Origin of the sequence: Sphingobacterium humi (assembly GCF_009768885.1) — a bacterium.
In the GTDB taxonomy this organism is placed as follows: Bacteria; Bacteroidota; Bacteroidia; order Sphingobacteriales; family Sphingobacteriaceae; genus Sphingobacterium; species Sphingobacterium humi.
Genome location: NZ_WSQA01000011.1, coordinates 1 through 11,594 on the forward strand (window position 1 = coordinate 1; position 11,594 = coordinate 11,594).

Consider the following 11,594-nt stretch of genomic DNA (forward strand, 5'->3'; position numbering starts at 1 on the left):
TAAACAATAGATGTCTAGATCTTGCTAATAACTGCTTCACGGTATCTCCGTTGGATAACACCTCAGGTTCGTAGTGTTCACCTTGTTCTCTAGCATCCTTTATGTTTTGACTTTCATTATCAAGCCCTTCCCAACGATATTGGATTCGAAGTTCCTGGACAGCATCGAATGCTAACTTTTGAACATGAAACCGAGCAATTACTCTCCTGGCGTTTCTAAAACATCTTGTGATGGCTTTAGCCATATTGGGGGCCATATCCATTGTCACCTCCTTTACTTTGTTTCTAGCTCGGATTGGAATTCGTTCTAGAACACGAATGATGTCTTCGTATTTTGTTCCTTTGATAACGGCTAGAATGGTTCCTTTTCTACCTTTGGCTGATTTACTACTGACAATGGTATAAAGCTCGCCATTGCTAAAGCTTGTTTCATCAATACTTAAGTGCTCAGTTATATTATCTGGATATAATATCCAATTTTCGGCATGGGGTTTTTGATCCCAATCATGAAAATCACTTAGGTGATTCTTGTATTGATCCTGCAGTTGTTTGCCATCCATCTGAAAGAATAAACCCTCCAGATGAGCACTTACAGGATGATTATCCAAATATCTTCTTTAAAAAAAGCCCGAATTCTGTAGTCAGTCGAGCACCCTCACGTACTAGGTTCCAATCTTTTGTAACAATCTGTCCGGTATCTAAAACCGTCCAACGACGACGCCTTATGTGAAGCGTAGCTTTCTGTCCTCGAATCGGAAAGTCTGAAATTTCGGTGGAAGGCATAAACCCAATGGATTCAACCTTTCTATTTTCATAACCAGATGGAGAGATATTGAGTTCATCTAAATAAATATGCAGTTGATTGTCAACCTGATTTACTACTAAAATCTCAAAGTATTCTAAAAGCCCTTCGGGCATCAATAAGGATAGTAATTTACGTTCGGCGTCTTGCAAGGGATTTCGGTTTTAATGATGCTAAACCAGGAAATTTTTACTATTCCCCCCAAGAATTCTGCTTGATCCAACTTTTGTACATGATCCGATCTTAACAGTTTGGGCACAGATTTTATTGGCATAAAAAAAGGAGACAACCTGTACATCGTGTCTCCTTAAGTAGCCCGTAGGGGGATTTAAAATATTGCTTATTTGTGACAATAACATATATTTTTTTTATTCGGGGTTCTTTTTGAGGTTCTTAAGTGAACTTTCTGCACAATACACCGATCTATTGACCTTTGGATCCAACCAAAACTATTTCAAGGCCGGTTTTTTGCTTTATGGATTCAAGCTCTTCTTTACTATAAAATCCAAGAACGAAATCTTGCCCACCGGTGTCAAAAGTGGTAAGCCGACCTTTGGTTTGGTACTTCTGTGCCAAAAGTTGAACTTTGTCAAATAATTCTACATCAACCCATTCTCCGTCCACTTTCAGTGACCATTTATAGCTATCGCCATGACAATTAAAAGAGGTCCAAGCTTTTCCCCCTTCTATATCGACATAATCTTTAAGGTTATCAAATATTAACTCTCCGTTTGAAATTCTGGAAATATGTCGCATTATGTCGATATAGTCACCATTCTTCTCAATTGTCTCGAGATCAAAGTTCCAGCATTTATCCGTTATCGATGTCCAAGGCTCTCTTTCTATTGTCTGTCCCAATGTTTGGTACATCAAACTATACGGCCGGTCTTCAAAATCTTTGTGTCCATTTTGCCAACGATTGATATCAGAGATGTCTACACCGTAATTGAGAGTAAATCCAAGATTTTGAAATGTTTCAAATTGTTCTTGAAATGATACATCAAATCTAAAAACAAAAAATGTCTCCTATGTTTGATACAAACATACGAGACATCATTTAAATTTACTCCCTGTTATTTCTCATTACTTCCCAACTTTTCCTCCACCTCCTTCGGTATCGGATACGTATACCGTCTATCATTTGGAGGGAGCGTGTATTTTACAGCCTTACCGTCCATATCAATAGACCTTTCAATCGTGATGGCAAATCTTTCATCCAGGTTCAACCTGCGCAGATCAGCCCACCTGGCTCCTCGGAATACCAATTCCTTCCGCCTTTCCTTAAGTATATAGCGCAATGCATCTTCCCCGATAGAAAAGCTGGGCAAATCCAAAGAAGAGGCCCCGTCTGCTTTTTTTCGCCACCTATTTTCAAGCAGGATTCCCATTGTCACCATTCCCTGGTCGGTATTGCCCAGACGGACCTGACATTCGGCTTTAATAAGATAGAGCTCTGCGACCGTTGGTCCAACAAAGCTACCGAAATCCATCCCCATGTAATGTCCCCTGAATCCTATTTGACCGGGCGATTTCTCATAGAAATAGAGTGTTTTTCTTAGGTCATCTTCCTCATAAGAATCATATAACTCTTCTGAAACGTCAGCGGTATTCTGGAGGGTCGTCATTGAGCCATTACAGTAGGCAAAATATAGGGTTTCCTCGTTCATGGCGGTAAAGGGAAAAAGAGGCGAACCATCCACCTTTGAATAATCTATCAGATGATTGTTTAGTGCCAGTGCCAATTCTGAATAATAAAGTGACCGCTCATAGTCCTGCATCCAAAGATAAATCCTCGACAGTAATGCGTAGCATGCTTCTTTTGATGGCTTGGTACTGTCCGATGCCGATTCCGGCAAAAGCTGGGCCGCTTCTTCAAGCAATGCAATGATTCTTTCATAGCTCTGGCCCACATTTAGCCGGATCGATTTCTCATTGGGATCGGACGAATTACGCCAGACTATTCCTTTCCCTAAATTTTCGCTCTTTGCATTAAAGGGTTCCGCGAATGTCTGTGCCAGGACACTATAGGCCAGCCCCTTTACAAAAAGGGCCCTCCCTTTCAATAATTTTCTATCAGTTTCAGAAATATGATCCAATCTGTCAAGAGATTCTTCGACCACATTTGCGGTCATTATTGGTGTGTATGCATTTAGCCACTGCAAGGTTATATCTGCAACTGTATAGATCAGGTCAGGTTTCCAAATGTATACATCCTGATAAAAAGTGGAGAGCTCACTATAAGCACTTGCGTTTAATGTATAATCATCGCATCCCATTTCTATAAAGCCAGTAAATTTACCATTTATCTCCATGGCGTTATCCAGTAGCGCATACAGATCTTCGGCCCTACTGGGCTGAACCCTGTTCAGATCGGGCTTCTCGTCAAGAAATTTCTTGCAGCCGGTCAATGCCATGATGGCAAAAAAAAGATGTATCAAATAGTATCTCATAATAAAAAACTCTTATGTTTAAAATTGCAACCTTAAACCAATTGAGGCCGAAAATGGTAAGGGATAATCCGTAACGTCCGGGTCCCGGGCTATCCTGTTCGCTCTCCATAGTATCACCACATTGGAGAGGGTGGTATACAACTGTACATGCTTTATCCCACCAACTGGCCCTTTAAATCGGTAACTTGCCTGCACGTCCTGAAGGCGGATTACGTCGGCCGGATGGACGTTTACTTCCGATGCCGCATAGAAGTTATCCCGCTGTGTATTTGCCGGATAAGTCATAGACGGTACGGTGGTTATTTTTTCGTCACCGGGCACCTGCCATCTCTTTCCATAATCGCTATGGGTAGTCCAATTGTTAAAAAGTGCAGCGTACTTTATCGTTTCGGCAAAAAAGTGATGCCCGAACCTATAGGTAATATTGAAGGACAGGTTCCAGTTTTTATATGTAAAGTTATTCCTGAAGTTTCCGAATAGCCTTGGCAGCGCACTTCCAAAATAATGCAGATTCTGTAATGAATCCGTGATCAATTTGCCGTACACTTTTGAAATTTCTCCATTCAGGATGCCCTGCGGGTCCCCATTTGTGGCATCGAGCCCGGCGAACCTATACGCAAAAACGGGATAGAGTTCCCGGTCCATTATCGGCTGTAAAGACCTTCCTCCCGATGATGCATAGGAATAAGTTCCTGACAGTGTCCCCTGAAATTCGTCTACAATACTCCTTGATCGTGACAGGGATACCGTGGAAGACCATTTAAACCGATTACCTATATTACGGACACCAATTTCCAGATCGAATCCATCGCCTTTGATACTGCCCACATTTCTGCTGATATTGTAGAAACCTGTTGTCGGGTCAATTTCATCAGGAGCGATCAGGTCCCTTGAATGTTTTCTGAACCATTCAAAATTGAAATCAAAATGATTTAAGAACCCCATCTGTAAACCTAAGTTCAAGGTTTTGACCGTTTCCCATTTGAGCAGTCCGTTTGGAAGGGCCGATACCGTAGCGTAGCTCTGGCCGGTCCAGTAATCTTTTACGGCCGAGTAGCTAAGGACAGGCTGTCCGCTAACATTACCTCCCGAATTACCCGAACTACCATATGTTATCCTAAATTTTGCCGACGAAATAAGCGGGCTGTTTTTCATAAAGTCCTCGTTCTTTAAGTTCCACATCAGGCCTGCCGACCATAGCGGCTTCCAGAGGTCATTTGTCCTGACCCCGAACTGATTTGACGCATCCCTTCTCGCAGATAGGGAAAGGGTGTATTTGCCCCGATATTCGTAGGAGCCATTTCCAAAAAAGGAAACAAACCGTCTCCTCCCTCCGAAGATTCCGTAATTGTTGGGGATATAGTTTGTTCCTCCCAATAAAATGGGATAAGATTTCGTATAGTCCACGGTTCCGACCTGTCCGGTATTCTTATTGTAGCCATAATACCCATAACTATTTGAGCTACTTTTGGAATCGCTTATCTCGCTGCCCAATAATATATTGACCGCATGACCACCATCATATACATGATTGAACGCAGCACCAATTCGTCCCCTTTGTGCTGTCAATTGGGCGTGTGTCCGGTTCTGGATCCCTCCTTTGGGTAGGTTCCGGATGATCCCCTCATCTGTCAGGATGGTAAAGCGGTTGACCAGGTCCCTGGCAAAATAGCTCTTCTCGTCATAGTATATATTGCTATTGCCTATCTGTCTTTCGATACTATAATCCAGGGTAAATCGGAGCCCTTTTATGGGCTCGTAACCTGCGGACACATTTCCAGAAAGATGGTTTGTTGGGGAATTTCCTTCAGAATGTTTCCAGTCTTCCACCAGCAAGTACATCCAGTCAAGTAGCCGGCCGTTGCCAATAGTGTCGACATAGTTCATATTATATCCATTTGGAATGGCAAGTGGATTTCCATTGCGATCCTCAAGGAGGGCATATGGATATAAAGATGTCTTCCCACCTCCCGGATTCATGGGATATGATGGGATGCCCGGACGTGTGTTGTCATTGAGGTAGACGTAGGATATATTGGTCTGTATTCCCAATTTTTGGGAAACCTGAAAAGAGGATTGGTTGCTCACATTCAGCCTATTGTTTGATGTCCCCAATTTCTCACCCTTACTTAGATTGGCCCCGACTGACAGCCGGTTGCTGAAGGCTTGGCTTCCGGAGGATATGGAGAAATTAAGCTGTTGCTGAATGGAATTTCTATACAGTCTTTCACTGAGCTGCTTTCTGTAATCATTACCGGAAAGATTCCGGATAAAACTTTCTCCGTCCGTCTCACTTATCTGTCCTTTCCTTATATTGTCGAGCATCTGTACCACAGGCGAAAAAACGATGGTTCTGTTATTGACATTTTTCAGCGCAGAATTATAATGCCCTTTTTCAAATAGGAATTTTTCAACCGCGATAAATTCTTCGGAACTCATGGTCTGTCTGTAAAAGAGGTCGGGTTTAGCCGTTATTACCGTATTGGCGCTAGCTTCAATTTTTAGGCCATTGCGGCCTGCTTTTTTTGTCGTTAGGACGATGACCCCGTTTCCTGCCCTTGCTCCCCATATCGACGAAGCGGCAGCATCCCGAAGGACCGTTACATTTTCGATTTCCTCAGGATTAATCATGTCCAATGATCCTTCAAATGGGAAATTGTCAAGAATGATCAGCGGCCCCATCATGCCTGCGGTCAGGCTATTGATACCCCTAATGTTGAAGCGGTAAAGTTGGTCTCCCCCTCGTTTATCCTGAAATAACCCGGGAGCAAGCCCTTCTAAACGTTGCATAATATTGGTAGAAACCCTTGTTTCCAGATCCTCACGCTTTAGGGTCACGTAGCTTCCCGTGCTTCGTTCTTTTGGAAGGGACTGATATCCGGTATAGATTACTTCCACTTCTTCTAGCTTTTGTTTTTTAGCCTTTAAATATACTGAGACTATTTTTGTCGTATTCTTAATTTTTATTCTTTTTGGAATGTATCCAAGATGTGAAAACTTCAAGGTTATGGAATCCAATGTATCTACTTGTATCAGTTTTTCGAAGAAGTTATCATTTGTTGCTTGTTTTGCAGCATTATTAGCAAAACTGAGGTTTGCGAATAATGACATAATTAATGTAAAAAATAAATGTTTCATTATTCAATATCGATAAAAGGTGCAACGTAATTTCGATCAAGGAAGTTCCGGAATGTCTGCGTCTGAATATATCCATGTTTATTTATCCAAACGTAATGTGGATAGCCAGAAAATTGAAAAATTCCCTGTAAATAGTCATCTAAGATAATACTTGAAAAGTCCCTTTTCTTTTCGTCTTTTAATGTATAATTTCTTTGATAGAAAGTTGTGACTCGCTCAATATTATCTTTTGTGTTTCGTGGATTTACCATTATTACCGATATATCGTTCTCATAGGCTTCCTGAAAACGTCCAATTTCTTTATGATGAAATATACAGCTAGCACACGTTGTCGACCAGAAATCCAGAACTAAGAGCTTTCCCTTATAATTTGAAAGATCCATTCGAATAGTATCACCACTAAAAAAAAACAAATGCTTTTTTGTCCAAAATTCTTCTGGAACTTTATCTCCCACTTTCAGAGAAAGACAGGCTCCAATATGGCCCTCAGGTAGTTTATTCTTAAGTTGTGCCTGTGTAGAAACAGAGAAAAAGAATGCAAAAATAATTTGAGTTAAGAAAAGTGATTTTTTTGAATTCAAAAAAATCACTTTTCTTTCTGTAAATAAATATATATAATATTTCATATGAGGTAATTGAGAAGAAAAAGATTATCAGTTTATTTCGAAATGATCAGTCGAAACTTTCCGTATTTATCTGACTGGGCGTGTATTTGCGAATTTACCACTTCTAATAAAATGGTAACGCCCTCTATTGGTTCCATCGAATCCTCGTCCAGCACCACGCCTTCGATAATCCATTCCAGAGTCTCTAGATTTCGATACTGCTTCATTTCAATCTTCGTGGTCGGTTTGAGTTTCTTTTTAGGTCTTACAATTACCGTATTCTGATCTACCGTATACTGTAACATAGGTTGGGCATCAAATAACTTTTTTAATAGATCTTTAATTGACATATTATCAGCTTCAATATGCACAGTTTTGGAGTATACTTTTAGTACCTCAGGATTGTACACAAAATCATATCCAGTTTGTTTCCGAATTTCTTTAAGTACATGCTGAAGAGTCTCCCCGTTTACGTGAATCGTCAAATGTTGTGCTTTCAGGTCTGTAGCCCGAAGTTGCGTTAATACTAAAAGTAAGAAAAGGAATATGAGTTGTACCCGCATAAAAATTATCTTAAATGCCTGTCGGGGTATCAACAATAAAATATCCTCGACATGATGATTAATATTCATATCTTTGATAAGGTTTAAAAATGATTAATATTTAGTTGTTACGTAACATTTATTGGTCAAACCTGTCTTATAAACCGGATTCTGGTGCAAACAGAATCTGGTTTCTTATAAAAGAGAGATTAGACATAGGACTATAATACTATTCTCGCTTCACCATTATCCTCCTTTCTTGTATTTCAAATTCTATATCTTCTGTAAGTGTAAGCTTACGAAGAACATCCTGGATATCTTCAAACCGTGAGATTGATCCAGTAAACGTAATATCATTGACAGGCTGTGCATACATCACCTCAACGTCATACCATCTTTCTATTTGGCTCATAATGGCTGGTAGAGGAGTATCAGTAAACATAAACTTTCCCTTAGACCAAGCAATTACCTCATAGGCATCCACCTTTTTCTTTGTTATGTGACCATTAAATACGACAGCCTGTTCATCAGGTTTTAATAGGATTTCACCAGATTTAATCCCTTCCAATAGCTGTATTCCCACTTCTCCTTCAAGCAAAGTGGTGGTAATCTTTTTATCTTCCTGATATGCACTCATATTGAATTTGGTGCCTTTTACCATTGTACGCTGTCCGTAACTATATACTATAAAAGGTTTTTGTGCATTGCTTTTTACTTCAAAATAGGCTTCGCCTTCCAAAGTTACAACACGTTCATCCGCATTAAACTTTGTAGGATACTTTAAGGAAGATTCAGCATTTAGCCATACTTTTGTCCCATCCGCTAGTGTAATCCTATACTGACCTCCTCTAGGAGTAGTTAACGTTCCGTAGGTTACTTTTTTCGATGAAATGGCAGATCCGTCATCATACATCAGTTGCTCATCGACCACCATTCCATCATGTTCTTCGCTAAGCGCTATGATAGTACCATCCGAAAGTGTCAACGTGGCTTTATTACTTCCAGGACTGATCAATGCATATTGCTGCCCGATATTGTCCATAAAGGAAAAAGCATCAGTTCTATAAAAATATAACATAGTTCCTGCTGCAAATAACAACAGACAGGCAACACCAGCCAGCCAATAAGTCTGATGTCTTCGAAGTCTACTTGATCGACTGATACGGCTGTCTAAACGTATCCAATTCCTCTCTACTGAAACCCTATCCTGCGAATCAATAGCCTCGTCTTCCAATCTATTCATTTCTTTTTGAATCAGATTTAGGATTTCAGCTTCATTCTCTTGTATACGAAAGTGCTCCATAAGGACTTCTGCTTCATCAATCGAACATTGTCTGGTTATAAATCGTTGGTATATCTCTTGAATGTTTGACATGATCCTACTACTCTTTATTTATACAGTGTATATAAAAAGAAAAAAGTACGGCTCATCAATGATTTTTTATTTAAATAGCGTAGAGACCAACAGGAGGAAAAAAAGATTTGGGTTTTCATCGGCAAGTTCAGCACGCAGAAATTTAAAGGCTCGAGTCATATGATCTTTTATGGTCGAAGGTGTTACACCAAACTCTTTAGCAGTATCTTCGTAAGATTTTCCCTCTAACTTAATTCTTATAAATACCTTTCTTCGCTGTTTGGGTAGTTTGGCTATTGCTTCCATAAGTAAGGCATTTGTTTCTTTAAAATTGATTTGCTCTTCCAGTTGATCATAAAGTTCTGTAGCTGCTGCTATTAACTGTGCACGCATTTGTCGATCCTTTGAGGTCCGATGGTAATATTTATAGGCTTGCAGTTTTGCCCTGTGTAGAAGTATAGCTTTTAAAGAAACATGGTTTGGTAGTTTTTCTTTTTCGTTCCATATTTGAAAGAATATCTCCTGATGCAGTTCTTCAGCGATATCACTATTCAAGACTAGCCTTCGAAGTCTAGACATTATCATTGGTGCATACATTGCATAAAATCGATGATATGCTGAGTAATCACCATTTCGCAGTTGCAATAATAGCTGTTCTTCGTCATTTAAAGCTTTTCCTACAACAACTTTCATTAAGAATTGGATTAGTCCTTTAAGGATGAATTAATTATCAAACATACATATTTACTTGATATTAACCAATCCTACTAATTAACTTGTAATCTCTAACACAAGATTTTTTTTGTTGTTTTCTTAGCTCGCTTAAATTGGTAAACCGAGTGTTTCAAAATGGGCCAGGCATACTAGAATTTATTGGTCGCTAGAGCGAACCAACCTTTTATCCTCGTTACCGTCATTTGGAGAAGCGTTCTCCCATTTCATTTCCTTAGTATTCAATTTTATTATCCGATACTGTTCTGTATAGATTTTGTTCTCGTCATAAAGTGTAACCAAGGTCTTATCATGGCTCAGCACATAGGTTCTATGAATAGACGTCTCTTTATTTGAAAGCGCATCGTAGATGTTCTTGACACAGGTCATATCGGAGTTGAACCTGTAGGTTATGGAGCCATCGACTGCCATTCTGGGATCATCATTTGCTACTGTCCATTTACCGATAAGATTGTCAATGGCTATTTTTTCATCTTTTTTGCAAGAGGTCAGAATTAGAGCAATGATAGCTATGAATAAAAATCTGTAAATTTGTTTCATAACTTATGGGTTATTTAATTTCGATATCAAAAGAACGGATTAATTTTATGATCTGCTACAATAACCATATTTCACTACATATTTTTATAGTGTAACACTTGTGGAATGGGATCATAGTAGTGATGAAGCAATGATTTCCATTCCAGATATTGTGGCGATTGACGGAATCCGACTTCGTGCGCTTCAACAGAAACCCATTCGACTAACAGGATGTATTGGTTTTCTACTTCAATACATTGCTTCAAGGAATGTTTTATATAGCCCTCAATGGAAGATATGTGTTGTCCAGCTTTTACAAAATCTACTTCAAAGGCCTTCGATTGGCCGGGTTTTACTTTCAATATGGCGACTTCTAATATCATTGAGTTCAAGTATTTTCAGTTTATTCGGGACATCCCGGCTGCTTACAATGTGAAAAATATCCATTTTTTTTGGTTTTGATAAATAAGTTCACATGTTTGGTGGGCAATATTATTTTCAAAGAATCTAGATTTTCAATAAAGTATTCTTTAGTCAATGTTTACGAAACACTGTTTTTTAAGTCCGTTAATTTCATTAACTTTAGGAAGGCACCCTTAATAATTTTGAACCAATTTGCAGACCAGTTATGGATCCACGCACCAAGATACGCAACATTGCATTTCTGGATCCATCGGACCGGGGGTATGGGAAGTTTGTTGAGGAGTCCCGGCTGGCCAATATGCGAATCAGGGAATCCAGAGGAAAACGGGAATACTCCGATATTATATCAGAGCTATCTGAGCCGGCCATTCGGGAATGGGTGGAGCCTGTGGGAGGATAGGAGAAACGGATACTTTCTTATGAACGCCTCGACAGGAGCGGGAGATATGTCACAAGGTACCGGGAACTGGATTTCCTAATCGATGACGGGGACTGTACCTATATCGGCGAGCTGAAAGTATCTTCATCAACAAAGCTCCTGAGCCGGGCATACCGCCAGCTCTCCGGAAGCATGGACGTCCTTTCCAGGACAGGCAGGAAAGTAAAACCCGTCCTGATCTATATCAACCTTCCGGACCGAAATGCACGGACCACAGTGAACATCTTCGACCCTGACTTTACGAAGATGCAGTTCATGCAGAGGTCGGTAAACGGCAGGAACTATGACTTCCTACAGCTGAGCCCGGTAGAGTTCTTCGAGTGGGCATGTGAAAACAACATTATAGCAGACCGTGAACTTTTGTACATGATCCGTTCTTTTTAGCGAATTTGGGTGAATTTCGTCGAAACCTATAAAACGAAAAACTGCCTTTAAATACATTAAAAGGCAGTTTTTGAATTCTCTTGGCTCTCTTTGAAGCCTCTCGGTAGCCCGTAGGGGAATCGAACCCCTGTTTCAAGAATGAAAATCTTGCGTCCTAACCCCTAGACGAACGGGCCTTTCTGCTTTGGTGATGCAAATATAGAAGCT

Annotated in this window: 12 protein-coding genes and 1 tRNA gene; 1 reads left to right on the top strand and 12 read right to left on the bottom strand. The window is 40.1% G+C overall.

What is annotated here, in order from left to right; genetic code table 11:
* From GQF63_RS13855 to GQF63_RS13905, 11 genes are all read right to left on the bottom strand, one after another.
* On the bottom strand, positions 1 to 607 hold a 607-nt coding region (locus tag GQF63_RS13855; protein WP_160369843.1), incomplete at its 3' end, for an ISAon1 family transposase.
* The gene (locus GQF63_RS13860; protein ID WP_160369844.1) at positions 600 to 953 is read right to left on the bottom strand and encodes an ISAon1 family transposase N-terminal region protein; all 354 of its coding nucleotides are present in this window, start codon (positions 951 to 953) and stop codon (positions 600 to 602) included. The genes GQF63_RS13860 and GQF63_RS13855, both read right to left, overlap by 8 nt.
* Positions 954 to 1,224: 271 nt before the next feature.
* Positions 1,225 to 1,674: a hypothetical protein gene (locus tag GQF63_RS13865; protein WP_212592590.1), complete on the bottom strand. Its 450-nt coding sequence runs from the start codon at positions 1,672 to 1,674 to the stop codon at positions 1,225 to 1,227.
* A 200-nt stretch (positions 1,675 to 1,874) separates the two neighbouring features.
* The gene (locus GQF63_RS13870) at positions 1,875 to 3,215 is read right to left on the bottom strand and encodes a RagB/SusD family nutrient uptake outer membrane protein (RefSeq protein WP_212592591.1); all 1,341 of its coding nucleotides are present in this window, start codon (positions 3,213 to 3,215) and stop codon (positions 1,875 to 1,877) included.
* 54 nt (positions 3,216 to 3,269) lie between these two features.
* Entirely contained in the window at positions 3,270 to 6,389 is a 3,120-nt protein-coding gene (locus GQF63_RS13875) for a SusC/RagA family TonB-linked outer membrane protein (protein WP_343031046.1), read from the bottom strand.
* Positions 6,389 to 7,015, bottom strand: coding sequence for a TlpA family protein disulfide reductase (locus GQF63_RS13880; RefSeq protein ID WP_160369848.1), 627 nt, complete (start codon positions 7,013 to 7,015; stop codon positions 6,389 to 6,391). The genes GQF63_RS13875 and GQF63_RS13880 overlap by 1 nt, the downstream gene beginning before the upstream one ends.
* A 32-nt stretch (positions 7,016 to 7,047) precedes the next feature.
* Positions 7,048 to 7,626 (bottom strand): peptidase associated/transthyretin-like domain-containing protein, encoded by a 579-nt coding sequence (locus GQF63_RS13885; protein WP_160369849.1) that lies wholly within the window; start codon positions 7,624 to 7,626, stop codon positions 7,048 to 7,050.
* Positions 7,627 to 7,765: 139 nt separating this feature from the next.
* A complete protein-coding gene (locus GQF63_RS13890; RefSeq protein ID WP_160369850.1) occupies positions 7,766 to 8,911 on the bottom strand; it encodes a FecR family protein in 1,146 nt (381 codons plus the stop codon).
* A 66-nt stretch (positions 8,912 to 8,977) separates the two neighbouring features.
* On the bottom strand, positions 8,978 to 9,583 hold the full coding sequence (locus GQF63_RS13895) for an RNA polymerase sigma factor (protein WP_160369851.1): 606 nt from the start codon (positions 9,581 to 9,583) through the stop codon (positions 8,978 to 8,980).
* A gap of 177 nt (positions 9,584 to 9,760) precedes the next feature.
* A complete protein-coding gene (locus GQF63_RS13900; RefSeq protein WP_160369852.1) occupies positions 9,761 to 10,162 on the bottom strand; it encodes a hypothetical protein in 402 nt (133 codons plus the stop codon).
* Between the two features lie 74 nt (positions 10,163 to 10,236).
* A complete protein-coding gene (locus tag GQF63_RS13905) occupies positions 10,237 to 10,524 on the bottom strand; it encodes an antibiotic biosynthesis monooxygenase family protein (RefSeq protein ID WP_160369853.1) in 288 nt (95 codons plus the stop codon).
* 734 nt (positions 10,525 to 11,258) lie between these two features.
* On the opposite strand from GQF63_RS13905, the gene GQF63_RS19875 reads away from it, so the two are divergent.
* Complete coding sequence (locus GQF63_RS19875) at positions 11,259 to 11,387, top strand: hypothetical protein (protein WP_281346842.1); 129 nt, start codon at positions 11,259 to 11,261, stop codon at positions 11,385 to 11,387.
* Between the two features lie 104 nt (positions 11,388 to 11,491).
* Here GQF63_RS19875 and GQF63_RS13910 read toward each other — a convergent pair.
* Positions 11,492 to 11,563, bottom strand: a tRNA-Glu gene (locus tag GQF63_RS13910).
* Between the last annotated feature and the right edge of the window lie 31 nt (positions 11,564 to 11,594).

Excerpts from the sequence above, each read along its gene's own strand:
- GQF63_RS13870 (WP_212592591.1), bottom strand. The coding sequence starts at position 3,215 with ATGGCATTGACCGGCTGCAAGAAATTTCTTGACGAGAAGCCCGATCTG.
- GQF63_RS13875 (WP_343031046.1), bottom strand. The coding sequence starts at position 6,389 with ATGAAACATTTATTTTTTACATTAATTATGTCATTATTCGCAAACCTC.
- GQF63_RS13880 (WP_160369848.1), bottom strand. The coding sequence starts at position 7,015 with ATGAAATATTATATATATTTATTTACAGAAAGAAAAGTGATTTTTTTG.
- GQF63_RS13885 (WP_160369849.1), bottom strand. The coding sequence starts at position 7,626 with ATGAATATTAATCATCATGTCGAGGATATTTTATTGTTGATACCCCGA.
- GQF63_RS13890 (WP_160369850.1), bottom strand. The coding sequence starts at position 8,911 with ATGTCAAACATTCAAGAGATATACCAACGATTTATAACCAGACAATGT.
- GQF63_RS13895 (WP_160369851.1), bottom strand. The coding sequence starts at position 9,583 with ATGAAAGTTGTTGTAGGAAAAGCTTTAAATGACGAAGAACAGCTATTA.
- GQF63_RS13900 (WP_160369852.1), bottom strand. The coding sequence starts at position 10,162 with ATGAAACAAATTTACAGATTTTTATTCATAGCTATCATTGCTCTAATT.
- GQF63_RS13905 (WP_160369853.1), bottom strand. The coding sequence starts at position 10,524 with ATGATATTAGAAGTCGCCATATTGAAAGTAAAACCCGGCCAATCGAAG.
- GQF63_RS19875 (WP_281346842.1), top strand. The coding sequence starts at position 11,259 with ATGCAGAGGTCGGTAAACGGCAGGAACTATGACTTCCTACAGCTGAGC.